A 26,576-nucleotide genomic window follows, 5' to 3' on the forward strand; every position below is an offset into this window, starting at 1 on the left:
CTAGTGGCCGGGCTTTGGCTTTGCACATGCCGATGTAAGAGGAATGGCCGCTGATTATCCGGCCGTCGACCGCTCCATCTCGAAATCCCGATCAACTCCGCCGCCAGGGGATCTCACTTGGCCGGTGATCGGCAAATGGTCGGGGCCGAAAGCGCGCGTTTGTGCACAGTCCACATGCGCTCATCAGCGCTCTCTTCGCCACGGAACAGCTCTTGAGGCTTCGCCGCTATCGGAGAAATTGTATGTGTGGTCCATCATGACAGTCCGAAGGCTCTACGCGCGCTTTGATGCAGAATACGGACCGGAGCAGGTCCTCGGTCAGAACGTCTTTTGGAGCGCCCGCCGCGACGACTTTTCCCTGCTGGAGCACGATTAGCCTATCGCAGAACATCGCGGCATGGTTGAGGTCGTGCAGGGCTATGACGCTTGTGATCGGAAGACTGGCGACGAGGCCAAGGAGACCGATCTGGTGCTGGATATCGAGATGGTTCGTCGGCTCGTCGAGAATGAGCTCCTTAGGACTTTGCGCCAGGGCCCTTGCGATATGGGCGCGCTGCTTTTCGCCCCCCGACAAGCTCTGCCACCGCTCGTTACGCTTTCCCGCCATGCCGGAGCGTAGCAGCGCCTCCTCTACGGCCTCTTCGTCGGCGCCCGTCCAGCCGGAAAACATTGAGCGGTGCGGAAAGCGGCCGAGCTTGACCACATCCACGACCGTGAGATTTGCGTTGGTCGTCGCATGCTGTTCCACGAAGGCGACGCGCTGCGCCATCATGCGCCGGGGGATGGCCTTGATGTCCTGCCGCTCGAGGCTGATCCGTCCTGATTGCGGCTGTTTAAGGCCCGCCAGCAGACGCAGCAGGGAGGTCTTGCCGGAACCGTTCGGGCCGAGCAGGCCGAGCATCTCACCCGGTTGTGCCTCGAACGACACCCCGTCCAGCACGGTCTTCGAACCGATCTTCCAGGTGATGTTTTCGGCCCTGATACTCATGACGCACGCTGGAAGCGGTAGAGGATGACGGAAAAGAACGGTACGCCGACGAGGGCCGTGACGACGCCGATCGGCAGCACCTGCTGCGGGATCAGCACGCGCGAGGCGATGTCGGCGAGCACCATGAAGATCGCCCCGCCGATCGCGCAGGCCGGAAGCAGCCTGATGTGCAGCGGTCCGACGAGGAAGCGGGCCGCATGCGGCATTACCAAGCCGACAAAGCCAACGGATCCGACCATGCTGACAATCGTGGCGGTGAGCAGGGCGGTAATACAGAAGAGCGTGATGCGCGCCCGGCCGACACTGACGCCGAGCGCCGCTGCAGACTCGTCGCCAAAGGCAAATGCGTCGAGCACGCGGGCATAGGCAAGACAGGCGAGTAGGCCGAGCCCCACCACGACTGAGACGAGCATGAATTCGGGCCAGCGCACCCCACCGAAGCTTCCCAGAAGCCAGAACATGACGTCGCGCGCCTGCTGGGCGTTACCTGCCGTAGTCACGACGTAAGAGGTCGTGGCGTTGAAAAGCTGGGAGGCGGCAACTCCTGCAAGAATCGTGCGGTCAGCGCCGCCACGTGTCCCGTTCGAGAGGAGGGCGACGAAAAGGAAGGCGGCGAAGGCGCCCGCAAAGGCGCCGGCCGACAGCGACACAACCCCCGAGCCGAGCCCCAGAATGACAATTCCGACGGCGCCAGTCGATGCGCCGGCCGAGATACCGAGTACATAAGGTTCGGCGAGCGGATTGCGCAGCAGCGACTGCATGATCGCGCCCGACAGCGCAAGCCCTGCGCCGCAGAAGGCTGCGACGAGTGCACGGCTGAGGCGGTAGTCCCAGATCACGGTCTCATGGATGCGGGTGAGCTCCGCCGCAGTCCAGCCGAGCTTGTTCGTGATCGCGAAAAACGTTGTCGTGATGGGGATCGGCAGGTCGCCGATCCCGACGCTGATCGCCACGACAAACAGCACTGCCGCAAGCGACAGCGCCAAGGCGGCGCAGAACACCAGGTATTGTCGGATGTTGCCAGCGTGCGACATCACTTCAGCAGACCGCGGGCCTTCAGCTGTTCCGCAACCTGTTCGGCGCCGTAGATCGTACGGACGGTCGGGTTCATGGCTTGGCCGTCCATGACGACGATCGCGTTGTTTTTGACAGCCGGCATCTGGCTGGCGGCCGGGTCGGTCGTCAGGAACTTGATTTTGGCCTCCGGCTTGTCGAGCTCCCAGCGGTTACGGTCGAGGCTGGCGACGACGATGACGTCCGGATTGGCGGCGATAATGCTTTCCCAGCCGAGCGTTGGCCATTCGGCTTCCGCCGAGACAGCATTCACACCACCCAACAGGCTGGCGATGAAGCCGGAAGAACTATTTTTTCCTCCAAGATAGGCGTCTGCGGACGGGGACTGACTAGAGAACCAGAAGACATAGGATAGCTTCTTGCCGTCCGCCGAGACGGTGGAGCGGAGCGCCGCTTCGCGCGTCTTGAGATCGGCGATCACATCATCCCCTCGCTCGGCAACGTTGAAGATGCGTGCAAGCTCGTCGATCTCCTTGTAGAGAAGGTCCATGTTCCAGAGGCGGTCGCGGCTGCCGTAGACGTCCTTGCTGCTGATCGTGCTGAGGCAGGTGCTGGGCGAAAGATAGGTCGGCACGCCAACTTTCTCGAAGTCCTCGCGCTTTGCCACCTTGCTGTCCGGCCCGAGAAGGCTCGGCAAGGCCGCGGCTACGAAGTCCGGATCTTCTGCAAGGATCGATTCGAAGGTGGGAAACTCGACCGTCAGGAGTTTCACCTTCTCATTGGCCCCGGCGAGCTGAGGCAGCACCTTACTCGGCCAGAAGGCGGTGCCGGCCATCTTGTCCTGGAGACCGAGCAGCAGCATGATTTCCGCGCTGTTCTGGCCGAGGCCGATCGCGCGTTCTGGCGCCTTCTCAAAGGTGACCTGTGCACCGCAGTTCTCGATTGTTAGGGGGTACTGCGTCGGGGCCGCAGCCGCGGTCTTTGCCGATAGGGCGAGCGGGGCGAGTATACAGGAAGCAATCAAAAGTGACTTCATGGTGTTTCCAGCGAGTTTTTTGCCTTGGGGCCCTATATCCATACAGACCTTGAGAAACAAGACTTCAACAATCATGTTTTCGCCACGAATTGACGTTCGCAATTAAGTTCTGCTTTCGAGATCATATAAGCAGAATCCTCTGGCTCAGCCGCTTATGGCCGACGCGCATAACGCGGCAAGAGGACCACCCCATGAACCGTGGGAAGGGGATCGACCATCTAGCCCTTCAGACAAACTCTTTTCGCTCAATCCCACCATTGAGGCGGCTCGGGCGGACGATACCGACGATGGCTGTCCGCCATCGCCGGCCGCTGTCACTGACGGGTTCGTCGGCCGTGAAAGTCGGCTTCTGGCTACGCGAGCAGGCGTTGAATTGTAACCTGCTGAATTTCTGCAATGGGTCGAAACGCGATCGCTACATCTGCCCGGCGGGCAAGGAGCTGGTTCAGTTCCGCCGTACCTACGCGACACCCCGATCCGGCATCACCAGTGCGGGCACCAGGCTCTATCGGGCCAGCAAGAAGGACTGCGACGCTTGCGAACTCAAACAGCGCTGCTGCCCGAATGCAGTTGCTCGCAAGGTACCCCGTGATCTCAATGAGGATGCCTGTGATGTCGCCAGAGCCATTGCCGGCACGCCCGATTACGAGCGTTCGCGGCATCGTCGCAAGAAGGTCGAGATGCTCTTCGCTCACCTCAAGCGCATCCTGCGGATGGCCAGGTTGAGACTGCGCGGTCCATGTGGTGCACGCGATGAATTCCTGCTCGCAGCCACCGCACAAAACCTCAGAAGGCTGGCAAAGCTTAGGCCTTCGCGCCTCCCAGCCGCCATGACTGCATAACGGCCTGAGGCTTGGAGCCTTCACGCGCGCCGGGTCAGAGCCTTCTTCCCCTTCGCGGAGACTCAAACTTCGAGTTTTTCAACGATATCCGCGCGAAGCGGTCATTTAACCTTGAAGACAGCAAGGTCTCCTCAGGGGCGGGGAGCGGAAGATGGCTTTGACCAAGCTAGAAGCCCCGCGAAAAGGTGAGGACGGTGAGCCCATGCGGGCCGACATCTTCTTCCACGGGACGCCAGCCGAATGCCTCATAGAATGAGCGCTTTTCCGGCAAAGCGGATAGATAGGCAACATCATGGCCCAGGTCGAACGTCGCTTCTGCTGCGCGGCGGACAAGGGCCCTGCCAATACCCCGACGCCGGTGGTCGGCATCGACCCATACGGCCGCCACCCATGGAGCGTATTGCGGACGCTCCTCCAGGTCGCAGAAGATGATCAGGGCCGATCCGAGATATGTCGCGCCCTCGTGGGCAACAAGCCCGAAAGGCAGTGCTCCTTCGTCCAGCAATTCCTGCATGTGGTCGGCTACATGTTCGAGCGGATGGCCGGCGCCTTGCCACCAAGCCCGCCAGATACGATCTGCAATCGTAGGGCAGAAGACCGGCTGATCACGCAAGTCCGAGATTGCGTACGGCTGCGACTGTGATTGGGGCATGCGTCCTCGTGAGCTTCGGTTGCTGGAATGGGCCGAGCGCGGATAAAAATTTTGAGTTGCAGCTTACTTCATGGCTGATGTACTTCAACGGGTAGTGATCGTAAGGCGCTGCAATTTCTCGTGGCCCTCCGAAGGGAAGCGTCCGCGATGCTGGGGTTTAAGCGCAACGTCAACATGCTGGTCGATTATGACCCCGCTTGAAGACGAGTTCGCTGCCAGGGTAGGCTAAGGTGAGCATCGGGAATTCTAACAGGCGCGGCCGAATGGAGGTCAAGTGAAGTCTTCTTTGATGTCGATGGTGTGTTGATTGATGGCTGACATAGAGTTCGGCCCGGCCTGAGTGACCGGCTGTTCTCTGCCTTACGTTGCCTTTCGAGGAATGCGAAACAAGCGCCACGAACGACTATTGCCAATCGAATATTCTAACGTCGGGTTGGCGGCCGGCAGCGGAACGGCGGCTAAAAGCCTTGTCTATCGAATAGCTGCCCTTCGGAAAGCTGTTCTGTGCCCGGCCTGAGAGATAGGTGACATCACCCACCGGAGACATGGGTTACATTTTTCGATTTTGATCACGAGGTGTGGTTGCCGTGAGCTTCGGTGATGGATGAGCGCTGAAGTGAACAACGCAAGCCTGCCAAATGTTGGCCGCTAGTGATGCCTAGCTATGATGACCGCGAAGGCCGGTGATGAGGAAATGGTTAGCGTTGGACCATTACGATGATTGAGGCTGGTGCAGAGGTCATGGGGATCCTTGCTGAATTGTTTCTGCCCCCGAAGCATCTTGGCGTGGGCGTTAGCAAAGCGCTTTATCAAGAAAGGCCGCGATGCATAACGGCCTTACGTCAGTTAGGATGTCACAGAATACGCGCGCGAGACACTTCCACGAACGCTAAGGCTAGTTGCCTTGGGTGACGAACCGCATACCTGCTGCGGACATCCGGCTACCTGCTACGACTGGCATAGCCTAAAGGGCCCAAAAGTTACTGTCGCGAATTTGGGAGTTATGCAACCTAACAGTCATAGGTTCGCCGCGAGGGAAGCTGATAACCTCGTCTGGCAAAGGCCAGTCGGCGATAGTTTCCGGCTCGTCATCCCCATCAACAGCAGCGGTCCTGAGCCGTGAAGCGAGATGGTCTAATGTTGCTCTCGCCTGGGAAGACAACTCGGTTGAATTGGGGGAGAGGTCCTTCGAGAGACCCCAGTAGTCCCATGGTTTCAGCTCTAGCTTACGCAGGGCTGCCACTTCTCGCAGCAGGCTTCCCGCGACGAACCACTCCCCCGCAAGGTTGAGGCTCGATACGCCAAATCGCGAGGCCAACTCCGGATCGCCCATGATCCGAAACCATGCCTCGCTTGCTGTAATGAACCGCTCGCTCGGCACATCCAGGGTGTCGAAAGAAACTCCCCCGATAGCCTCAAACTCCACATCAAGCCGTTTCCAACGCCTGCCGTCGTGCCATTCGCAAAGCCAATGATCTTCCCAATGGTCAGGCACCAGATAGTCCGCAAACCCGACACGAAGGCGAGCCGGGGTGCCGCGCTCCCGAAAACTACTCACCACCATCATGGCAAAATCCCGGCATACGCCGCCCACCTTAGGCTGCGCGGCATCGCTTTCAAGCAGCTTGCGTTCCACGGCGACCGACAGAATTTCGGCCACGGAGCGAAGCTCCAGATCGGCTATTTGTTGAGGTTTGAAGCCTCGTATTTTGGATTCAAACCCGCAAGGATGCTGCATGAATGAGCTAATCCACCCGGCGATCAGGTTCGGTTCGCCACCACCGCCCATCAACGTTTCGCGATACGGGCCGGGTTCCGAATAGATGCTTTGAGAAGCATAAAAGGTTCTGCGCATTGTCGTCCCTTTCCAGTTGAGGATTTGAGACACGACAAGAAGGGCAAATTTTCAAAAATTGTCAATCGGTGGGCTCAGGTCGCATTCGCGGGTCGGCGCGGCTGGCCATTGGCCGTCTCGATCGGCGTCAGCGATGTGAGGCTTGCCGGATTGCTGTGTATCGATCTCAAGGATGCATTACGCGCGCCGTAATGGCCCTCGGGGGCCAGAGTGAGTGACGTCTGCTTTCGGAAAGAAGCCACTGCGGCCCCGATGACCGATATAGGGCGCGAAGCGGTCATTCAACCTTGAAGACAGCAAGGTCTCCTCAGGGCCGATTGTGGCCGCTGATCGGGGTCTGGCCGTACGACTGCTGTTGGTCGACTCTTCGCGTTCAACACCGTCGAAGACGGGTGGATTGTCGCCATAGGAGCTTCGGTGCCAGAATGACCAGCATGCCGATGGAACGGACCTTCGCCCTGTCTCCAAATAACGACCGGGTGGCGACTTATGGGGGATCTGACCCTGAGGCGTCGGCTGGAATGAAGCGCGCGCCGGGGTGTCCCGGCAAAAGCTGGAGGTCGCTGACATCTTCCGAGCCTATGGTCCTGCGTGGCGGCGAGCCAATGCCGGGCATGTCAGCCTGACCCAGCTCAAGGTCATGGCGGCGATCGAAGCCTGCCGAACCGAGGCGCTCGGCGGGCATGTGGCTGCTTGCACCAAGTGCGGGCATAACCACATCGCCTATAATTCCTGCAAGAACCGCCACTGCCCGAAGTGCCAAGCACCCGCGGCGCGGGACTGGTTGGCCCGTGCCGAAGACCTTCTGCCGGTCGAGTATTTCCACGTGGTTTTCGCCCTGCGGGCCGAGCGCCCAGCGGGGGGCGCAAGACCAATGTCGCAAAGATCCGCGCTCTGCTTGGAGCGGAAACGGGCAAACAAGATGATCCGCCAGGCGCTGAGGCGATCCCGCTCACTCTGAGAGAGCCATGCCCCGCCCTTTTGCTTCTGACGTCAGCGCCGAAGTCCACAACACACGCCGCGGCCCCTTGCTTTCCCCCTAGGTCCCACCCAGCCTCCGCGGCTTCTCCCTCCCAAGGTTTGTCAACGCGGGCCGCCAACGCCAGCGGCAGACGTCAAACTCCGGCCCGCATCGAAAAACCTTCAGGGATGCGAAGCGACCGGACAGCGGCTTTGCTGTGGTAAGTGGCGGCTCAGCTGAATTCGCCCGAATGTCTCCTTTCGCCGTTCCTGATCTCATGCGGGAAGATGCCGCGCAGGGCCATTCCGACTAGAGCCTCTATGATTTCTTCCATCGGCAGGGCGCCCGTCATGCCGCTGCCCGCCATCCGTTGCGAATGTGACGATATCCATCGCGATAGACCGCTTCGGGCGTCTCGGAGAAATCGCGCCAGACCTTCGTTGCGGCCGCAAGGTCCTTTAATGCACGACCGAAAGCCTCGATCGTCAGCCAGCCGTCATAGCCGCTCGCGCGTATCGCCTTGAAAGTCTCGGACCATGGGATGTTCCCGCGGCCCGGCACGCCACGGTCGTTCTCCGAAATATGGACGTGTACGATATGGTCCTTGTTGCGGGTAAAGGCTCCGATGGGATCAGCTTCCTCGATATTGCTGTGAAAAGTGTCGTACATGGCACGAATGTTGGGGTGCCCAATTGCATCGATATGGTCGGCCAGGTCGTCCATCGTATTGACGAGATAACATTCGAAGCGGTTCAGCGCCTCGAGCGCTACGGTGATGCCGCGTTTGGCAGCATGGTCCCCGACCGTGCGCTGCGAGGAAACCGACCGCTTTAGCTCCGCGGCGGTCGGCCCTGTGCCGGAGAACTGGCCGAGCGTGGAATGTAGCGGGCCGCTTAACGTGTCAGCGCCGAGGGCGGCCGCGCAGTCGATGGCCCATTGCATGTAGGTGATGCCGCGCCTGCGCGTCGCCGGATCAGGCGAGATCAGGTTCATGGAAGGGTTGCTCATGGCGGAGACGGCCGTGCGCTCCAGCCCTATCCTATCCAGCAGGGCGCCGAGCCGACGGTAGTCGTCGGGCGTGCCGTCGAAGATTGGAATCTCGACGCCGTCGAATCCCGTCGCCTTGATGTCGCGGAGTAGCGCCTCATGTTTCCGCCCGACGCTCGTCGTCCAGAGAAACATGCACATGCCGACCTTCATCGTCCCCTCCAGATTTTCGCCAGTGTTCGTGCGTCTCCCGTAGCAGTCTGGTCATACCAAAAGTGCAGACTTGGTCAAGCCGACAGTTGATATCCAGGAGACGGCGATCGACAAAGACCCCAGGAATCCGAAGAAATAAGGAAAAACGGCGCGAGGCGGGGCTTTGTGGATCGCTTGCGGGTGACGTTAAATTGCGATAGAGCTTCTTACGGGGAGAAATTGGCCAAACCAGATAGGGCGGACCGCAAGGAAAAGGTCCCCCGTCGGTGCGGGGGCAACGACAATTTGGGAGGACGTTTATGCACCTTTCGACGCACAACTGGATGCGGGCGGAGCCTCTCGCCGTCACGCTGAAGCGCATCAAGAAATACGGCTACGAGAGCATCGAGATTTCAGGCGAGCCGGCCCAGTACGACGTCAACGACACTCGCGCGCTGCTCAAGGAACACGGCATTCGCTGCTGGGGTGCGGTGACGCTGACGCTCGGCGAGCGTAACCTCGCAGCCAAGGACGAGGGCCAGCGCGCAAAGTCGGTGGACTACGTGAAGAGCGTCATAACGATGGTGAGCGAACTCGAGGGCCAAATTGTCACCCTCGTACCGGCGACCGTCGGCAAGGTCGTTCCAGATGGCACCCAGGAGGACGAATGGAAGTGGGTCGTGGATGCGACGAAGGAATGCTTCGCCCATGCCCAAAAGAAGGGCGTCCGCTTGGCAATCGAGCCGCTCAACCGGTTCGAGACTTATCTCTTCAACCGTGCAGCCCAAGCGCTTGCGCTGGCCGAGGCGGTCGATCCCGATTGCGGCGTTTGCCTCGATGCCTTTCACCTCAACATCGAAGAAGAGGACATGTATGAGGCGATCAGGCTCGCCGGGAACCGGCTTTTCGATTTCCATGTGGCTGATAACAACCGCTTTGCGGCAGGTCTTGGCCATCTCGACTGGCCGAAGATCGTCGCAACTCTGAAGGAGATCGGTTACGACGGCGCGCTCACCAATGAGTTCGTGGCGCCGGTCGACCGCACACCGGCGGCGAAATATCCCGACATGGTCGAACGCAATCCGGTCGATATCCCGCCGGAGCAGCTGAAGTTCATCCAGGACCACGGATCGAGCCTGCTGACAGAGAGGTTCTACGATGACCAGATGCGGATTACCGCCGAGACCATCCTGCCGCTGATCAAGTGAGGCCCGGTCCGAGCATGCCCTGCGGCCGGCGCGCCGCGAGGTTGGGGAGTTTGAAATGCGTATCAAGACGGTCCAAGCCTGGTGGGTTCGCATACCGATCGAAGCGAGCCGGCAGCACCGCAGCGATTTCGGACGCCTGACAACCTTCGACGCGGCGATCCTGCGCATAGAAACAGATGACGGAATCGTAGGGTGGGGTGAAGGCAAGAATGCTGCAGGCAGCGCCGGTACTTACGGCACGCTGGTGCACATGCTCAACCATGAGGTGGGCCCGCGGCTCGTCGGCCGCGACGCCGCCGACATCTCCGCTACCTGGGAGATGCTTTATAACGGGGTGCGTCACGAAACAGCGGCGATGTCGGGGCATGCGATGCCGGAACTCTCGCGCCGGGGCCTCTCCATTGCCGCGATCAGTGCCGTCGACATCGCATTGTGGGACATTCTCGGCAAGTCGCTGGGCGTGCCGGTGTGGAAGCTTCTCGGCGGGCGCAAGGCGAGCCGGTTGCCTGCCTATGCATCCGGCGGCTGGGAGAACGCCGAAAAGATCGGCGGCCAGCTGCAGTCCTACATCGCCAATGGCGGTTTCAAGGCGGTCAAGATGAGGGTCGGCGCAATGGACCGCGCGCCGCATGTCTCGGCCGCCCGTGTGCGTGCTGCCCGCAAGGCGCTGGGCCCCTCCGTGGATATCATGGTCGATGCGCATGGCACCTATACGGTTGCCGACGCGAAACGCTTCATCCAACTCGTCCAGGATTGCGACCTCGCTTGGTTCGAGGAGCCGGTGATCGCGGATGACAAGGCCGGAATGGCGGAAGTGCGCGCTGCTTCAGGGGTGCCGATCGCGGCGGGCGAGAGCGAGGCCACCCGTTTCGCCTTCCGCGATCTGGCGATGCTGCGCGCGGCTGATATCTTCCAGCCCGACCCGGCATTCTGCGGCGGCATCACGGAGGCAATGCGCATTGGTGTGATCGCCAGTGCCTTCAATCTCCGTTTTGCCCCCCATTTGTGGGCCGGTGCCCCTTGCTTCTTCTCGGGCCTACACATCTGCGCTGCCTCTCCGGCAAGCTTTGTCATCGAATATTCCGTTGGCGCGAACCCGATGATCCACGATCTCGTCGAGGAGACTGTGGTTGTGAGGGACGGTATGATAGAGATTCCTGATAAACCCGGTTTGGGATTTACGATCAACGAGCGCGTCCTGGAGACTTACGCGCTAAGACTGTAACCATGAAAGAAAACAATCTGCTATCCGATCTAGCTGCCCATCTATTCACGAGTTCGAGCAGCAACGGGCGAACGCCATCGGAGCGAGAGCTCGCCGAGCACTTCGCCGTCAGCCGCGGGCAGCTTCGGGAGGCTTTGGCAATCCTGGAAGCCATGCGCATCGTGGAGCGCCGGGCGAAGTCGGGCATCTACCTGACGACAACGGAGGCGAGCGTCGAGGCGATCGCACTCTTTGCGCGTGCCGGCGTGCCACTGGACCCGATCGTGATCTACGAGACGGTGGAGCTCCGCAAGATCCACGAGATCAAGGCGGCGGAACTCGCCTGCGCGCGAGCGACGGAGGAGAACTACATACGCCTGCGCGAGATTCTCGCCGCCTCCGAGGCGAAGATCGCTGCAGGCGAGGGCCTCGCGCGCGAGGACCGGGATTTTCACTTGGAGATCGTTCGGGCGACGAAGAACAGCGTGTTTCACCGTGTCTGCAGCGTTTACTACACAATGGGCGAACAGCGACTTCCCATCTACTTTGCAGATATCGCCCGCAGCCGCCGCTCGCATCAAGAACATATCCGTATCTACGAGGCGCTGCTCGCACGCGACGGCAATCTCGCCCAGGCTTTGATGAATGCGCATCTACAGGGCGCGGAAAGCTACTGGAAGGGCCTCATCGGCGGACCAGCGACAGCCGCGGAATAGTCCCCGATCGGTAATGAGGAGGCCGATGAGTTTCATTTTCTCGACCCATCCCCTGCACCGCGACGCCGAGGCCATGCTGAAGGCGGCGGCCGATCTTCGCGTCGCGTCCGCTCCCGATCCCGAGACGCTGCTGCGTGAAGGCGAGGGTGCGGCGATCGTCATCGTGCGCGCGCCGATTCCGCCCGCCTTCTTCGAAGAGACAGCGGCCCTGCGCGCGGCAGTCCGGCACGGCGCGGGGCTTGACATGATACCCTATGACGCGGCCACGTCGGCCGGTGTGCTTATCGCCAACGTGCCGGCCGTCAATGCGCCGACTGTGGCGGAGCATGTCTTCATGGTGACGCTGGCGTTGCTGCGCCGGTTCCGTCCCCTGGACCGAGATCTCAGAAGCAGGGGGTGGGGTGCCGGGCGAGTCCACGCGGACAGAGCACTTGACCTCGCCGGCCGTACCATGGGCATCATCGGCATGGGCAGCGTGGGAAAGGCGGTCTTCCGGGTCGCGAAACACGGGTTTGGCCTGGAGATCGTCGCCAACAGCCGCTCGCCCGAAAGCCTGCCTGGCGGTGTGCGGTTTCTTTCGGTCGACGATCTGGTTTCGACGTCGGACATCGTCGTTCTCTGTTGCCCGCTCACGCCCGAGACGACGGGGCTTTTGAGCCGCGAGCGGATTGCGGGCATGAAGCCGGGTGCGATCCTCGTCAACGTGGCGCGCGGTCCGGTCGTGGATGACGCAGCATTGATTGAGGCGCTGGAGTTGGGCCGCATCGGCGGCGCTGCCCTTGACGTGTTCTCTGCTCAGCCCCTGCCGCTCGAGCATCCTTACTTCCGGCTGGACAATGTGATCGTGACGCCTCACCTCGCCGGCATCACTGACGAAAGCATGATGCGCATGGGAACAGGCGCTGCGGCCGAAGCGATCCGCATTTTGAAAGGCGAGTTGCCTGTCAGCCTCCGCAATCCTGAGGTCGTCGAACACTATAGGCGACGGTTTCCGGCGTAAGGCAATGGGACTACGCCCGTTCCAGATGGGACACGCATTCCATGGTCGCGTGAATGACGGGCAAATGGGCGGGAGCCACGAGCAGGATGGAGCCGATCCCGGTGTCGCCGATGACGGGTCAACGGGCGTGGCGCAGGCTCATCCCGCTTCCCCCGTCGAAGAGCACGACCTTTTCCGGATCCCAGGAGAAGCGAACAGGCTCCTCGATCTCGAGGTCGGTCTGAGCAGGCACCGTCGCATGCAAGAAGTGGTTGCCTGTGCGAAGAGTGACGATCTTCTCGACCCCATGATTTTCGACGTCATGCACGCGGGCCTCGCCGGGGGCGCCGCTTTCGAGGAAGAGATCCTCGGGGCGGATGCCGAAGGTGAGGGGCCGTCCGTCAACCGCGGTGTCGAGCGCCGCGTCAAAAGGCAATCGGTAGCCTTGGTCCGCGATGGCCTCATTGCCCGCAAGCCTGCCGGAGATCAGGTTCATCGGCGGCGAGCCAACGGCGCGTGCAACGAAAGTGTTGACCGGATTGCGATAGATCTCCTGCGGCGTGCCGGTCTGAACGAGATGGCCGTTGTTGAGTACGCCGATCTTGTCGCCCATCGACATGGCTTCGATCTGATCGTGGGTCACGAAGAGAAAGGTTGCCCCGAGATTCATCTGGAGGTTCTTGAGCTCGGTGCGGAGCGCCTCGCGAAGTTTGGCATCGAGGGCGGAGAGGGGCTCGTCCATCAGAAAGACGCGCGGCTTGCGCACGATCGCCCGCCCGATGGAAACGCGCTGCATTTCGCCACCCGACAGGCGATCCGTCTTGCGGTCGAGCAGATGCTCAATGCGGAGAGTCTTTGCGACGCGGGCGACACGCTCCTTGATTTCGGCCGGTTCGACACACCGGATGCGGGACTTGAGCGGGAATTCGAGGTTCTCGCGGACCGTGTAGCGGGGGTAAAGCGAATACTGCTGCAGCACAAGCGCCACGTCGCGTTCGGCGGCGCCCCAGTCGGCGACATCCTCGCCGTCGATGAAGATCTGTCCGCCCGTCGGCTTTTCAAGCCCGGCAATCAGCCTGAGGGTCGTCGTCTTGCCGGCGCCCGTCTCGCCGAGCAGCACGAAAAACTCTCCGTCGGCAATTTCGAAACTGAGATCCTTCAGGGCGGTATGGCCTCCGAACGTCTTGGTGATGCCTTTGAGTTCAATGTGCGCCATCAGAGCCTGATCCCAAAAGATGTGCCGGTCGTGCTGTCAAAGAAATGCGCCTGGGTGGGATTAATTCGGGCCCAGACGGCCTCGCCTGGCCTGGCTACGAAGCCGCTTTTCGTCCTTGCCCGCAGCATCTGGGCACCAACCTGCAGGTCTACGATGTCATGCGAGCCTAGCGGTTCGATGATATGGGCCTCCACGGGCACGAAGCCCTCGCGTGCTTCCCGTGAGACGAGAACCCCTTCAGGTCGCACGCCGAGGGTGATATTGCCGTTTTTGACCCCGGCGGCAGCGAGTTGGGCCGTGAGACTGGAGGGAAGATCGAAGGCGGTTGAAGCACCTCCGACCTGGACGCGTGCATGCCCCGCATCCGCGGAAATCGTCACCTCAGCCATGTTCATGACCGGACTCCCGACGAATTGCGCGACAAACATGTTGGCCGGACGAGCGTAAACCTCATGGGGGGTGCCGACTTGCTGCAAGACTCCTTCGTGCATGACAACAATACGATCGGCGAGTGACATGGCTTCGACCTGGTCATGCGTGACGTAGATCGTGGTCGAGCCCTGTTTGATATGGAGCCGCTTGATTTCGGCGCGCATCTCTTCGCGGAGCTTTGCGTCAAGCGCGCCGATCGGCTCATCCATGAGCATCGCCTTGGGACGCCGAACGAGTGCTCGGCCGATCGCCACGCGCTGCATGTCGCCGCCTGAAAGAGCGGAGGGCCTTTTTGCGAGCAGGTGGGTGATCTGCAGTGTTTTTGCAACCGCCCGGACCTCGCGCTCGATATCCGCAGGGTTGCCGCGCGTGGCGCGGAGCGGGAACGCGATATTCTCGAACACCGTCATGTGTGGGTAGAGCGAGAAGGACTGGAACACAAAGGCGATGTCCCGGTGCGATGCCTTCAAGTGCTGCACCGGCCGACCGTCGATGAGGATGTCGCCTTCATCGACCGTTTCGAGCCCGGCGATCGCGCGCAGTGTCGTCGTCTTGCCGCAGCCGGACTGGCCGAGTAGAACGATGAATTCGTTATCGGCTATGGCGAGATTGAGGTTCTTGATGACCTGAACGGCACCAAAGTGCTTTTCGATGCCGCGCAATTCAATCTGCGTCATGGATTCCTGCTCTCGTCAGTTTTCTGTTCCGGCGGGATCTTGGACGTGATCATGAAGGCAATCAGCCCGACTAACGTCATTGTCAGCCCGTAGCGATGGAGGAACAGGTTCCATGGCTGGCACAGCGCGATAATGCCTAATATCATCAGGAACTGTGAGCCTGGCTCAAGATACTTCCGGTTTATGGCACGAAAGGTCATTTGCGGATCGCTCCGAAACTCATGCCGCGCAGGAGATGGTTCCTGAGCAGGAAAGTGAAGATGGCGACCGGTAGCAGAAACAAGAAGGTACCTGCGGCAATGACGGTCCAATCCGGAAGGCCAGAGCCGACCTGGCTCGGGATGAAGGGCGGTGCCGTTTGCGCGCGCCGGTTCGTCATGATCAGCGCGAAAGCATACTCGTTCCACGCTGTGATGAAGCAAAAGACGGCGGTCGCGGCGATGCCTGTGGCAGCCTCAGGCAGCACGATCTTAAAAAACGCTTGCAGACGCGTGTAGCCGTCGACGAGCGCCGCTTCCTCATACTCCTTCGGAATCTCGTCGATGAAGCCTTTCATCAGCCAGACCGAGAAGGAGAGATTGAAAGCGGTGTAGAGGATGATGAGACCCCAATGGGTGTCGTTCAGCCCGACAGCCCGGTACATCAGGAACATTGGGATTGCCACGACCACGGGCGGCAGCATGCGTGTCGATAAGATGAAGAACAACAGGTCCGCTTCGCCCTTCATCTTGAACCGCGAGAAACCGTAAGCTGTGAAGGTACCCATGCTGACGGCGAGCACCGTTGAGGTGATCGCGACGATCAGCGAATTCATGAAGCGGTTGGGGTAACCGGATAGCTGCACCTCTCCGCGCCCCGAGCGCACCACCTTTTCACCCCCGTCGAAGACCAGCCGTTCCCACCATGGTGCGACGGCATAGTCTTCTGGCTCCGGTGCTGCACGCAGTTGAGAGCGCTTGGTGAAGAGCTTGACGAAGGGCGAGATCTCCGGCTCGAAAATGACCGTCGGCGGGATCGTCGTCGCGAGGTTGCGCGGTTTGAAGGCAGTAGACGTGATCCAGTAGATCGGGGCGAGGAAGAGCAGCGTGATGACAAGTACGGCGGCAATCGCCAGCCGATTTAGCGCGCGCTCGGAGCGAGTTTGGACGGCCGCCATCTCAGCGCTCCTTCACCCTATTGAGATACTTGACATAAATGTTGGTGATCGCGAGCACCATGATCAGCACTATGTAGGCGAGCGCGCAGGACCGGCCGGTCTGCCATTCCTGAAACGCCATCTTGTAGAGGCGAATCGAGATCACTTCCGTGGTCGGCTGGCTCGTGAGGATATAGGCGAGGTCGAAAGTCTTGAACGCCTCCATCGTGCGGAAGATGACCGCGATCATGAGGATCGGTGCCACGAGCGGCAGGGTAATGTGGAAGAAGGTGTAGAACGGTCCCGCCCGATCAATCGCCGCCGCCTCGTAAAGGTGCCTCGGCACGGCCGAGAGACCGGCGAGCGAGAGCAGCATCACGAAGGGGGACCACATCCAGATGTCGGTGATGGCGACGGCGTAGAGTGCCATGTCGGGATTCGCCAGCCATTCGAAAGAGCCGAGGCCGAGCGCGTAGTTGATGATGCCGAAGGATGGATCATAGAGCAGCTTCCAGAAGAGCCCGACCACCGCCATTGACAGCATCATCGGCAGCAGAAGCAGTGTTGTGATCAGACCCTTGAACGGAATCTCGCGGTTGAGCAGCATCGCCGTGCCGAAACCGACGACAACCTGACCGGTAACCGACACGATCACGTATTTCGCCGTAATGGCGAAGTTCGCCCAGATGAATGGGTCGTTCAGCAGTTCCCGGTAGTTCTGCAGGCCGACGAAGGCGGCCGGAGCGTTCGTCGAAGCACGAAAGTCGGTGAAAGAGTAGCCGAGAGAGTAGATCAACGGGAAGATGTTGAAGACGATCAGGAACAGGATCGTCGGAATGATGAAGAGATTGCGAATCTTGATGTCGCTCAAGCCCCGCGAAGCCGCGCGCGACTTCGAATCCAGCGATGTCATAACCACGGTGGCCAATGTGCTCCTCCTCCGAGAGCCCAGCGCCGGGCGCACTTGCGCCATTCTGTTGCGCATTTCAGGAGCGCGACGCCGCGTCCGCGCGAGTATCGTTCGGTGCCAAGTTGAAGAAGCGGGAGGGAGCCAGGCCCCTCCCGCGATGTCTTACCCGTTAGTGGCGGCCGTACTTTTTGAAGGTCGCGTTCCAGTCCTTGGCGAGAGCGTCGAGCGCCTCCTTTGCCGTGCCCTGGCCCGCCGTCACATAAGGATAGATGCGTTGATTCATCTGGATCAGCAGCTCGGCATATTCGGGCGTTGCCCAGAAGTCCTTCACCTTGAACATGGTCTCATAGAAGGCCTTGTTATAGGGCGTCGCGTTTTGGAACTCTTCCGACTCCAGCACCTTGGCGCTTGCCGTGTAACCGCCGAGTTCGGCCCAGCGCTTCTGCGTCTCGTCCTTGATGAACCACTCGAGGAATTTCATCGCCTCTTCCTTGTTTTCGGAATAGGAGACGATGGAAATGCCCTGGCCGCCGAGCGCGGCATACTGGTCGCCATTCGGGCCGGCCGGGTTGGCGAAGAAGCCGGTGACCTTCGCGTTCGGGTTCGATGCTTCATTGACCAGCGCCGGGAAGAAGGCGAAGTAGTTCATGCTCATCGCTGCCAGGTTTTCGGTGATCGCCTGGTTGTTCTCGACGAAGAAGGACTTGGCCCAGCCAGGAGGGGTGAAGCCGTAAAGCTCGCGGTAGGTTTCCAGAGCCTTGACGTTCTTTTCCGAGTTGATGATCCCGTCGACCTTGTAGGTGCTGTAGTCGCCGAGTTCTCCGCCGAAAGAGAAGATGGCGTTCTCTACGCCCATTACGAGACCGTCATAGGAGTTGTCGGTGTAGATCGCGATGCCGTAGCGCTTCTGGTCCGGACGATGGAAGAACTCGGCGATGTCGCGCAACTGCTTCCAATCCTTCGGCGGGGCGAGGTCATAGCCATACTTCGCCTTGAAGGCTTCCATCTCCTTCGGGTCTTCGAACCAGTCCTTGCGATAGGACCAACCGACCGCGTCGCCCTCAGCCGGAATCGACCAGTACTTGCTGGAGTTCGCAGGATACTCCGAGTAGTACTTCACCGTGGCAGGAGCCATCACCTCGTTCAGCTTGTGCTTATTGAAGAACTCGGTGAGGTCGACGTAGTGGCCGGCCTCCGATGCGGCGCCGATCCACTGCGAGTCGCCGACGACCATGTCATAGGCCGAGCCCTTGGCGTTGAATTCGGTGAACGCCTTCGTCTGGAAATCCGCCCAAGGGGTCGTTTCGACCGTGACCTTCACGCCCGTCTCGGCCTCGTATTCGTTGACGAGCTCCTGGAGATAATTGGCCGGATCCCATTCGGCCCAGAAAATCGTCAGTTCTTGCGATTGCGCGGATGTCCCGCTGGCAAACATTAAACTGATACCGGCCAACAAGCCGGCCACTGTCTTGCGCATGATACTTCCTCCCCTTTTGTACACGCCGCCGCCTTCCCGCGGCGGTCCGTCTGTCAAATCCTCCTGATTGGCGCTTCTGCGGGCGGGGTCCTCCTCGACCCAACGTGCGTCGTGCCAGATTTCACGCCTAACGGGCCGCAGCACCATCTGGTATTACCAAAGCTAGCGAGCGTCAAGGTCCCTGTCTCGTTGTCTAGATCTCAATTCGATGGTGCGCAGCCTGCCATGCCTGCCAGCAGTTCAATTTACCCATCTTCTCCATCAGCAGCCATACATGTGTATAAGCTAAATTGGTTAAACCAGTTGCTGGGAGAGTGCGCGGTGTCATGCCGCGGTTTGCGCCTCCTGAATCGCCGCCTCGACCAAGGCCGCCGCCGCCCATTCGGCAACGGCTTGCGCGCGTTCGGCTGAGAGCCCCCAGATGTCCTTCAGCACGACCAGCACCTCGACACCGAACACCAGCGAGAGCGCCTGAGCGAGGTGCTCGCGGGCTTCGGAGGACACCTTGCCCTCGAGAGGGGCGGTGACCTGTCGCAGGAGTTCGACGCGGTGGCCGCGCGTCAGCTGCGGTTCGTTACCAAGCGTGCCGGCCTGGCGCTGCGCCCATTGGTCAAGCGTAAGCTTCAGTGCCGCCTTGAAGGTTGCCTCGAACTCGTCGATGCGCGGCATGGCGGTCGCGAGAAGATCGGCAATGCGAGTGCGCGCATCGGGCGCTTCGGAGCGCCAGTCGAGGATCGGGCCGAGCGCCTCGTCCACCACCGCATGAACCAGCGCCGCCTGGCTCGGAAAATAACGATACGCGGTGGCGCGCGAAACTTCGGCGGCTTCCGCGACCTCGCTCACCGAGGGCGTGATGCCGGACTGCATCAGCCGCGTCGCGGTCTCCAGCATGAGTTTGCGTGTGCGGGCCCGGGGACCGCGCTCGCTGCGCAAGGGGGATTCACTCTGTTGACGTGAGATATCCATGTCTTTATGATACGCGCATCTCATAAATTTGCAAGAGCCGGCGAACCGGCCGGCATGAGGCGGCAAGTGCTAGGGAGGGCCAGGGCCGCCGGGGAGGAGAGATGAAGCAAATCTACGTCGTCGGCACGGCCGATACGAAGGGGGAGGAGCTCGGTTATCTTGCTTCCTGCATCGAGGCGGCGGGCGGGCGGCCTGTTCTGGTCGATGTCGGCACGCGTCGTCCCACGATTGCGGTCGATATCTCCGCCGAAACCGTGGCGTCCGTGCATCCGGACGGTCCCGCCGCGGTGCTTTCGGGCGACGACCGCGGGACCGCGGTCGCCGCGATGAGCGAGGCGTTCGCGCGTTTTCTTCCCACGCGGGGCGACGTCGCCGGCGTGGTGGGGATCGGTGGCGGCGGCGGGACGTCGATCATTGCTGCCGGCATGCGCAGGTTGCCGCTCGGGCTGCCGAAGGTCATGGTTTCGACGCTCGCTTCCGGCAACGTGGCACCTTATGTCGACGTCTCTGACATCATCATGATGCCGTCGATTACCGATATGGCTGGGCTCAACCGTGTGAGCCGCACGATCCTGCACAACGCGGCCGAAGCGATTACCGCCATGGCTAACCGGCCAGCGAAGGAAACGGCCTCGAAGCCAGCTCTCGGCCTTACCATGTTCGGTGTGACGACGCCCTGTGTGACTGCCATGGTCGAACGACTGAAGGCCGACCATGACTGTGTTGTCTTTCACGCCACTGGCACCGGCGGACGCGCGATGGAGAAGCTTGCAGACAGCGGTCTTCTTTCGGGTGTGCTCGACATCACCACCACGGAGGTCTGCGATCTTCTCTTCGGTGGCGTGCTGCCGGCGACGGAGGATCGTTTCGGCGCAATTGCGCGCACCGAATTGCCCTATGTCGGTTCGGTCGGAGCATTGGATATGGTGAATTTCTGGGCACCCGACACGGTGCCGAAGCGTTATGCCGGCCGGATCTTCTACCGCCACAACCCCAACGTCACGCTCATGCGCACAACGGCGGAGGAGTGCGCCGCGATCGGAAGGTGGATTGGCGCAAAGCTGAACCTCTGCAAGGGCCCACTCCGGTTCCTGATCCCGGAGAGAGGGGTGTCGGCGCTCGATATTGAGGGCGGCGCCTTCTTCGATCCTGCGGCGGATGCGGCGCTTTTCGAGGCACTGGAAACCACCGTCGAAACAACCGACGCGCGCCGCATCGAATGGCTTCCGCTCCACATCAACGATCCGCAGTTCGCCGAGGCCGCAGTCGCCGCCTACCGAGACATCGCCAACCCCTGAAAGAGACGCCGATGCCAGTAATCCCCCGCAAGACCATTCTTGAAAAGTTCCACGGCATGATCGCCGCCGGCAAGCCGATCATCGGCGGCGGGGCCGGCACAGGGATTTCGGCAAAGGCCGAGGAGGCGGGCGGCATCGACCTCATCATCATCTATAACTCCGGCCGTTACCGCATGGCGGGCCGCGGTTCGGCGGCCGGTCTGCTCGCCTATGGAAACGCCAATGAGATCGTCAAGGATATGGCCCTGGAGGTGCTGCCGGTCGTGAAGGCGACACCGGTACTCGCCGGCGTAAATGGCACCGACCCATTCGTGTTCATGCCGCAGTTTCTCGCGAACCTAAAAGCTATGGGCTTTTCCGGCGTACAGAATTTCCCGACCATTGGCCTCTTCGACGGGCGGATCCGGCAGAGCTTCGAGGAGACCGGCATGGGCTACGGTCTCGAGGTGGACATGATCGCCGAAGCCCACCGGCTCGACCTGCTGACGACGCCCTATGTCTTCAACGAGGAAGAAGCGATTGCGATGACCAAGGCCGGTGCAGACATCATCGTCGCTCATATGGGCGTTACTACGGGAGGCGCGATCGGCGCCACGTCCGCGGTGTCGCTCGACGACTGCGTGAGCGAAATCGACGCGATAGCGGCGGCCGCACGTTCGGTACGGAAGGACGTCATCGTGCTTTGCCACGGGGGACCGATTTCGATGCCGGAGGATGCACGCTACATCCTGGATCGTTGCCCAGCCTGCAATGGCTTTTATGGCGCAAGTTCCATGGAACGCCTGCCGGCCGAGGTGGCGATCCGCAAGCAGACGGAAGACTTCAAGGCGCTTGCCATCAGTACGGTGGTCTGAAGCGAGCAAGATGCGGGAGGAGGCCGCGGCATGGCGAAGGACAAATATTTTCTCTATCCGAAGGATGTCGACAGCTTCGGCTTCGACTGGGGCCGCCTCGCACTGACGGTCGCGCCGGAGGTGAACGGGGCCGAGCGCTTCTCGGGTGGTGTGGTGGACTTGCCGAGCGGTGAGGGGCATGCGCGTCACAATCATCCCGGCTCTGAGGAGATCATCTTCGTCATCTCGGGCGAGGGCGAACAAATGGTGGAGGACGAGAACGGCAATCCGGTGACGCAGAAGGTCGGGCCGGGTTGCACGGTCTATGTACCGGAAAGCCGGTTCCACTCGACGAAGAACACGGGACCCGGGCCGATGCAACTGTTTGTCGTCTATTCGCCGGCCGGCCCCGAGCGTGCGCTTCGCGGCCTGCCGGATTTCCGATTAATCCCGGCTGGTGCCTGAGGCGCGCGGCAACGGCTTTTAGGAGAAAACCGTGAACATCAGTCCAAGCGAAGCGCGGGCGGTGGAACCGCCTTTCGATGCGGCTAAACTCGACAGGCTTATGGAGGAGGCGGGCATCGACGTGCTGCTCGCCACCTCCAAGCACAATACGCAGTACCTGCTCGGTGGCTACAAGTTCATCTTCTTCGCCGCAATGGATGCGATCGGCCACAGCCGTTATCTGCCGATCGTCGTTTATGAGAAGGGCTCACCCGACCACTCAGCCTATGTTGGCAACCGCATGGAAGGGGGAGAACACCAGAACAAGCCCTTCTGGACACCCAACGTGCTTACGGCGACCTGGGGCACGCTCGATGCGGCAGAACTTGCCGTCGAGCACCTGGAGAAGATCGGCAAGGCGGGTGCTCGCATCGGCATCGAGCCGCCGTTCCTGCCTTCCGATGCGCGGGACCTGTTGGCTTCTCGCCTAGAAGAAGCGCGCTTCGTGGATGCGACGTATACGCTGGAGCGACTACGCGCAATCAAGGCACCGCAGGAGCTTCAAAAACTCAAGCTTGCCTCCGAACTGATAACCGATTCCATGCTCGCTACCATCGCGGCGGCACGGGAGGGATCCACGAAGGGCGAGATCATCGAACGCCTCAGGCGGGAGGAGACCAATCGCGGGCTCCACTTCGAATATTGCCTGCTGACCCTCGGCGCCAGTCACAACCGCGCCGCCTCGCCGCAGGCGTGGGCGAAGGGCGAGGTGCTTTCAATCGATTCCGGTGGCAACTATCACGGCTATATCGGTGACCTTTGCCGCATGGGCGTTCTCGGCGAGCCCGATTCAGAGCTTGAGGACCTGCTGGCTGAAGTGGAGGCGATCCAGCAGGCGGCCTTCGCCAGGATCAGGGCCGGCGCTTTCGGCCGCGAGATGATCGCTGCGGCCGAAGCGGTTTTGAAAAGCTTGCCTTCGGCCTCTTTTACCGACTTCTTCTGCCACGGCATGGGTCTCATCAGCCACGAAGCACCCTTCCTGATGACCAACCACCCGGTCGCCTATGAAGGCGTGGACGCGGATCGGCCTCTGGAGGCAGGCATGGTCATTTCCGTCGAGACGACGATGCTTCACCCGAAGCGCGGTTTCATCAAGCTCGAGGATACGCTCGCCGTCACGAGTGACGGATACGAGATGTTCGGCAACAGAGGGCGCGGCTGGAATCACGGGGCGGCATAGCGGGCGGGCAACCTCCCGCGGCAAGACGAAGCCCGGCACTATCGTGTGCCGGGCTCGCAGTCTTATTTATTGTGGTAGATTTCGGTGCCGAGAACCTTAAGGCACTCCCGCATGAAAGCAGCAAGGGCCGTCCAGCCCTTTGCCGATACCATCGTGCCGTCGACATAGGCTTCGGTGGGGGAGAGGTCGATATAGGTGCCGCCGGCCAGCGTAACTTCCGGCTCGCAGGCGCCGAGAGCGCCGACCTTCCTGCCGCGCACGACACCGTCGACGGCAATCAGAATTTGCACGCCGTGGCAGATCGTAAAGATCGGCTTCTGCTTTTCGTGGAAGTGCCGCACGATCGCCTGCACGCGTTTGTCTGTGCGGATGTATTCCGGACCACGGCCGCCGGCGCAGTAAACGGCGTGATACTCGTCGAGTTGAGTTTCTGCTTCCGCGAATGTTTTGTTAATGACGACATTATGGCCGAGTTTCTCGGTGTAGGTCTGGTCGCCTTCGAAGTCGTGCAGGGACGTGCGCAGGATGTCGCCGGCCTTCTTGTCCGGGCAGACGATATGGACGGTATGACCGACGGCCTCCATGGCCTGCTGGAAGACGAAGATTTCGTATTCTTCGGTGAAATCACCGGTAAGCATGAGAATTTTCTTGCCTGGCATGTTTTCTCCTCCTCTACCGCGGACGAACTTCTCATTCGACTGGATGGGTTGGTCTCTTGTTTCAGAGCGGCGTTAACCGCTTCTCTCCAGCTATCGGGGACCCCTCCCTCCGGGCTTCTTTGCCCTCTGCGTATATCATGGAGACATCAGAAGAGTCCTATGCGTTTCCGATCTAGAGGGCTGGATTGGATTCGGCGCTGTCGAGCTGAACATGACTTGAGTGCGCGTGCGTGAGACGTCCGTACCTTTCGGCGCTCAAGACTGCAAGAATGACTGCACAAATCGATATGTTTTCCGACGATGTTGTCGCTCGACCCGAGAAGGCTGCGCGGGCGCTGCATCATAAGCGATCCACACCGCCGGCAGCGGTTGAAGAGGCAATGGCAGCCCATTTGGTCTCTACAGGGCGGTATCGCATTCTGAGGAACTCGAACCCCGCCCGGTCATCACAAGCGTTCGGCCTGAATTTCCGCTGAAGGGCGTCATCCTCGACACCGAAACAACCCGGCTCAACCATCGCAAGGATGAGATCATCGAAATAGGGGCAATTGCCTTCACGTTTGACGAGCGTGGCAACATCGGCGACGTCACTGGCCTCTATGGTGGTTTGCGGCAGCCGAGCATTTCCATTCCTGGCGAAATCACCAGGCTGACAGGCATCACCGATGAGATGGTGGCCGGACAGCTCATCGACATGAGGGCATTGGGAACGCTAATCGACCCCGCCGACCTGGTCATCGCTCATAACGCGGGTTTGACCGCCCGTTTTGCGATGCTTTTTCGTCGACTTTTTCAGGCAAGGCATAGGCCTGTTCCAACTCCGAGATCGACTGGTCCTCACGTGGATTCGAGGGAGCGAAACTCGGCTAACTGCTTGGCCAGGCTCGCTTCTTTCATGATGGCCATGGAGCGGTCGACGACTGCTTTGCTCCGCTGGAAGCACTCGCTCGGGAAACAGCTTCCCACTCCACGACAGCATTTGCGGAGCTCTACAGCACAAGTCAGCGCTCACGGGTGCGCATTTTTGCCGAGAACAGCCCCTTCGACATGAAGGATCACCTCAAGGCCCGCGGTTACCGGTGGTCGGACGGGAGCGACGGGCGCCCGAAATCCTGGTGGATCGAGGTCAATGAACCGGAACTGGAAGGCGAACTGCGGTATCTCAGGTCCGAAATCTATCGATACCCTGAGGCAGACCCACCAACCAAGTACCTCACTGCTTTCGATCGGTTAGGGCCTGATGGCTGTAACGCATGTGTCCCAAAGACTGTTGCGGCTGATGCATACCTCCAGTGCAGCATAAACTCTGGCGGACGGCGCTTGTCGCAGTATGATCATTTTCACCGAAGCGATGCTCCTCCTCCCGCAACGCTTCGAATTTCAGACGGCCCACTCCTCCTCCCAGTAGGACGTCTGTTGGAACAGCGGCACTCCTCCTCCCAAGTCGCTGTTCGGTTCTTTTAGGAAAGCCTGCCGCACCTCCTCCCGCGGCAGGCTTTTTTATTTCGGGGCGATGCCCGTCAGAGTCCGAGGTCAAGTTGGGACTGTGATTGCGCATCACTGATTTCGGAGGCCGTCAGCGTTGAAAGCGCGACACCGAGCAGCCTCACAGGTCGCTTGAATGGATAGACGGTTGCCAAGAGGTCCGACGCCGCAGCAAGGATTTCAGGAATGCCCGCAAACGCTACTGACCCGGTCCGGCTCCGCGTCGCCAAGGTGAAGTCCGAGTATTTGATTTTCACGGTGACCGTCTTGCCGCTGATGCCTTGCGCCTCGCAATAGCGCCAGACCTTCTCTGCGAGCGGTTTCAGTTCCGCGGTCGCCAGATCGAGATCATTGATGTCCTCGACGAAGGTATCCTCCGCGCCCACGGACTTGCGGATCCGGTTGGGCTTCACCTGGCGCTCATCGATGCCGCGGGCGATGCCATAGAAATACGGACCCGACTTCCCGAAATGCTCCACCAGGAATTCAAGCGTCTTCTCCTTGAGATCGAGTCCGGTCTCGATGCCATATTTCCGCATGCGCTCCGCAGTCGCCGGCCCGACCCCATGGAATTTCTTGACGGGGAGGGCCTCGACGAAGGCCGGTCCGTTCTTCGGCGTGATCACTGCCTGGCCGTTGGGTTTGTTGAGGTCGCTTGCCATCTTGGCGAGGAACTTGTTGTAGGAGATGCCGGCCGACGCGTTGAGGCCGGTGACGGCCTTGATCTTGGCACGGATCTCCAGCGCGATCTCGGTGGCGATGTCCATGCCTTTCAGGTTCTCGGTAACATCAAGATAAGCCTCGTCAAGCGATAGCGGCTCGATCATCGGCGTGTATTCCGCAAAGATCTCCCGTATCTGCTGGGACACCGCCTTGTAGACGTCGAAGCGCGGCGGCACGAAAATCAGGTCCGGGCACTTTCGCTTGGCGGTGACCGACGGCATTGCCGAATGAACGCCATAGGCGCGCGCCTCGTAGCTCGCCGCAGCGACCACGCCACGCGCGGCGGAGCCTCCGACGGCTATAGGCTTTCCGCGTAAATCGGGGTTATCGCGCTGCTCGACCGACGCATAAAAAGCATCCATGTCCACATGGACGATTTTGCGAATGGGGGTGGGGCTTATGTCGTTCATGACGGCTTCAGCGATGGCGAGGGGATCGGCGCATTAC

Annotated in this window: 23 protein-coding genes and 3 pseudogenes; 11 read left to right on the plus strand and 15 right to left on the minus strand. The window is 60.5% G+C overall.

The features are described from left to right. Positions 1-226: 226 nt before the first annotated feature. The 3 genes from NXT3_RS25825 to NXT3_RS25835 are packed head-to-tail and all read right to left on the minus strand — an operon-like array spanning position 227 to position 3,080. On the minus strand, positions 227-988 hold the full coding sequence (locus NXT3_RS25825; RefSeq protein WP_097525699.1) for an ABC transporter ATP-binding protein: 762 nt from the start codon (positions 986-988) through the stop codon (positions 227-229). Continuing rightward, entirely contained in the window at positions 985-2,022 is a 1,038-nt protein-coding gene (locus NXT3_RS25830; RefSeq protein WP_097525700.1) for a FecCD family ABC transporter permease, read from the minus strand. Before NXT3_RS25830 ends, NXT3_RS25825 begins: the two co-directional genes overlap by 4 nt. After that, entirely contained in the window at positions 2,022-3,080 is a 1,059-nt protein-coding gene (locus tag NXT3_RS25835; protein ID WP_097525963.1) for an ABC transporter substrate-binding protein, read from the minus strand. Before NXT3_RS25835 ends, NXT3_RS25830 begins: the two co-directional genes overlap by 1 nt. A gap of 359 nt (positions 3,081-3,439) precedes the next feature. Here NXT3_RS25835 and NXT3_RS25840 point away from each other — a divergent pair. Then, positions 3,440-3,880 (plus strand): annotated as a pseudogene (locus tag NXT3_RS25840) (transposase); the annotation flags it as partial. A 166-nt stretch (positions 3,881-4,046) separates the two neighbouring features. On the opposite strand, the gene NXT3_RS25845 reads toward NXT3_RS25840, so the two are convergent. After that, positions 4,047-4,532 carry a GNAT family N-acetyltransferase gene (locus tag NXT3_RS25845; protein WP_104840940.1) on the minus strand — a complete coding sequence of 162 codons (486 nt, stop codon included), beginning with the start codon at positions 4,530-4,532 and terminating at the stop codon, positions 4,047-4,049. Between the two features lie 964 nt (positions 4,533-5,496). Beyond that, positions 5,497-6,387 (minus strand): transglutaminase domain-containing protein, encoded by an 891-nt coding sequence (locus tag NXT3_RS25850; protein ID WP_104840941.1) that lies wholly within the window; start codon positions 6,385-6,387, stop codon positions 5,497-5,499. Positions 6,388-6,925: 538 nt separating this feature from the next. Here NXT3_RS25850 and NXT3_RS25855 point away from each other — a divergent pair. After that, a pseudogene (locus NXT3_RS25855) lies at positions 6,926-7,234 on the plus strand (transposase zinc-binding domain-containing protein); the annotation flags it as partial. Positions 7,235-7,696: 462 nt separating this feature from the next. Here the strand turns inward: NXT3_RS25855 and NXT3_RS25860 are convergent. Further along, on the minus strand, positions 7,697-8,548 hold the full coding sequence (locus tag NXT3_RS25860; RefSeq protein ID WP_104840942.1) for a sugar phosphate isomerase/epimerase family protein: 852 nt from the start codon (positions 8,546-8,548) through the stop codon (positions 7,697-7,699). A gap of 299 nt (positions 8,549-8,847) precedes the next feature. On the opposite strand from NXT3_RS25860, the gene NXT3_RS25865 reads away from it, so the two are divergent. The 4 genes from NXT3_RS25865 to NXT3_RS25880 are packed head-to-tail and all read left to right on the plus strand — an operon-like array spanning position 8,848 to position 12,655. Then, positions 8,848-9,735 carry a sugar phosphate isomerase/epimerase family protein gene (locus tag NXT3_RS25865; protein WP_037418639.1) on the plus strand — a complete coding sequence of 296 codons (888 nt, stop codon included), beginning with the start codon at positions 8,848-8,850 and terminating at the stop codon, positions 9,733-9,735. A 55-nt stretch (positions 9,736-9,790) separates the two neighbouring features. Then, the gene (locus NXT3_RS25870; protein WP_104840943.1) at positions 9,791-10,960 is read left to right on the plus strand and encodes a mandelate racemase/muconate lactonizing enzyme family protein; all 1,170 of its coding nucleotides are present in this window, start codon (positions 9,791-9,793) and stop codon (positions 10,958-10,960) included. Positions 10,961-10,962: 2 nt separating this feature from the next. Beyond that, on the plus strand, positions 10,963-11,655 hold the full coding sequence (locus NXT3_RS25875; protein ID WP_037418645.1) for a FadR/GntR family transcriptional regulator: 693 nt from the start codon (positions 10,963-10,965) through the stop codon (positions 11,653-11,655). Between the two features lie 25 nt (positions 11,656-11,680). Continuing rightward, positions 11,681-12,655 carry an NAD(P)-dependent oxidoreductase gene (locus NXT3_RS25880; protein WP_104840944.1) on the plus strand — a complete coding sequence of 325 codons (975 nt, stop codon included), beginning with the start codon at positions 11,681-11,683 and terminating at the stop codon, positions 12,653-12,655. A gap of 118 nt (positions 12,656-12,773) precedes the next feature. On the opposite strand, the gene NXT3_RS25885 is transcribed toward NXT3_RS25880, so the two are convergent. The 7 genes from NXT3_RS25885 to NXT3_RS25915 all read right to left on the minus strand — a co-directional run bounded on the left by NXT3_RS25885 (position 12,774) and on the right by NXT3_RS25915 (position 19,447). Beyond that, positions 12,774-13,850 carry an ABC transporter ATP-binding protein gene (locus tag NXT3_RS25885; RefSeq protein ID WP_037418651.1) on the minus strand — a complete coding sequence of 359 codons (1,077 nt, stop codon included), beginning with the start codon at positions 13,848-13,850 and terminating at the stop codon, positions 12,774-12,776. Continuing rightward, on the minus strand, positions 13,850-14,959 hold the full coding sequence (locus tag NXT3_RS25890) for an ABC transporter ATP-binding protein (protein ID WP_097525708.1): 1,110 nt from the start codon (positions 14,957-14,959) through the stop codon (positions 13,850-13,852). Before NXT3_RS25890 ends, NXT3_RS25885 begins: the two co-directional genes overlap by 1 nt. Then, entirely contained in the window at positions 14,956-15,159 is a 204-nt protein-coding gene (locus NXT3_RS25895; RefSeq protein WP_037418656.1) for a hypothetical protein, read from the minus strand. Before NXT3_RS25895 ends, NXT3_RS25890 begins: the two co-directional genes overlap by 4 nt. Further along, complete coding sequence (locus NXT3_RS25900) at positions 15,156-16,115, minus strand: carbohydrate ABC transporter permease (protein ID WP_097539149.1); 960 nt, start codon at positions 16,113-16,115, stop codon at positions 15,156-15,158. The genes NXT3_RS25895 and NXT3_RS25900 overlap by 4 nt, the downstream gene beginning before the upstream one ends. A gap of 1 nt (position 16,116) precedes the next feature. Next, a complete protein-coding gene (locus NXT3_RS25905; protein ID WP_104840945.1) occupies positions 16,117-17,022 on the minus strand; it encodes a carbohydrate ABC transporter permease in 906 nt (301 codons plus the stop codon). 151 nt (positions 17,023-17,173) lie between these two features. Next, positions 17,174-18,481, minus strand: a complete 1,308-nt coding sequence (locus NXT3_RS25910) for an ABC transporter substrate-binding protein (RefSeq protein WP_104840946.1) — start codon at positions 18,479-18,481, stop codon at positions 17,174-17,176. Positions 18,482-18,805: 324 nt separating this feature from the next. Beyond that, positions 18,806-19,447 carry a TetR/AcrR family transcriptional regulator gene (locus NXT3_RS25915; protein WP_037418667.1) on the minus strand — a complete coding sequence of 214 codons (642 nt, stop codon included), beginning with the start codon at positions 19,445-19,447 and terminating at the stop codon, positions 18,806-18,808. 101 nt (positions 19,448-19,548) lie between these two features. Between NXT3_RS25915 and NXT3_RS25920 the strand changes: the two genes are divergently transcribed. Genes NXT3_RS25920 through NXT3_RS25935 form a run of 4 tightly spaced genes read left to right on the plus strand, consistent with a single transcriptional unit; the run spans position 19,549 to position 23,262 of the window. Next, positions 19,549-20,745 (plus strand): Tm-1-like ATP-binding domain-containing protein, encoded by a 1,197-nt coding sequence (locus tag NXT3_RS25920; RefSeq protein WP_104840947.1) that lies wholly within the window; start codon positions 19,549-19,551, stop codon positions 20,743-20,745. Between the two features lie 11 nt (positions 20,746-20,756). Beyond that, the gene (locus tag NXT3_RS25925; protein ID WP_037418672.1) at positions 20,757-21,599 is read left to right on the plus strand and encodes a phosphoenolpyruvate hydrolase family protein; all 843 of its coding nucleotides are present in this window, start codon (positions 20,757-20,759) and stop codon (positions 21,597-21,599) included. A gap of 30 nt (positions 21,600-21,629) precedes the next feature. Next, positions 21,630-22,043 carry a cupin domain-containing protein gene (locus NXT3_RS25930; protein WP_037418676.1) on the plus strand — a complete coding sequence of 138 codons (414 nt, stop codon included), beginning with the start codon at positions 21,630-21,632 and terminating at the stop codon, positions 22,041-22,043. A gap of 31 nt (positions 22,044-22,074) precedes the next feature. Further along, entirely contained in the window at positions 22,075-23,262 is a 1,188-nt protein-coding gene (locus NXT3_RS25935; protein ID WP_104840948.1) for a M24 family metallopeptidase, read from the plus strand. Positions 23,263-23,324: 62 nt separating this feature from the next. Here NXT3_RS25935 and NXT3_RS25940 read toward each other — a convergent pair whose 3' ends face one another. Next, positions 23,325-23,921 carry a DJ-1/PfpI family protein gene (locus NXT3_RS25940; RefSeq protein ID WP_097525718.1) on the minus strand — a complete coding sequence of 199 codons (597 nt, stop codon included), beginning with the start codon at positions 23,919-23,921 and terminating at the stop codon, positions 23,325-23,327. Positions 23,922-24,190: 269 nt separating this feature from the next. Between NXT3_RS25940 and NXT3_RS25945 the strand changes: the two are divergent. Further along, positions 24,191-25,151: pseudogene (locus tag NXT3_RS25945) on the plus strand (3'-5' exonuclease); the annotation flags it as partial. Between the two features lie 290 nt (positions 25,152-25,441). On the opposite strand, the gene dinB reads toward NXT3_RS25945, so the two are convergent. Further along, the gene (gene dinB / locus NXT3_RS25950; RefSeq protein ID WP_104840949.1) at positions 25,442-26,539 is read right to left on the minus strand and encodes a DNA polymerase IV; all 1,098 of its coding nucleotides are present in this window, start codon (positions 26,537-26,539) and stop codon (positions 25,442-25,444) included. Positions 26,540-26,576 lie beyond the last annotated feature (37 nt).

The organism is Sinorhizobium fredii, assembly GCF_002944405.1.
GTDB classification, from domain to species: Bacteria; Pseudomonadota; Alphaproteobacteria; order Rhizobiales; family Rhizobiaceae; genus Sinorhizobium; species Sinorhizobium fredii_C.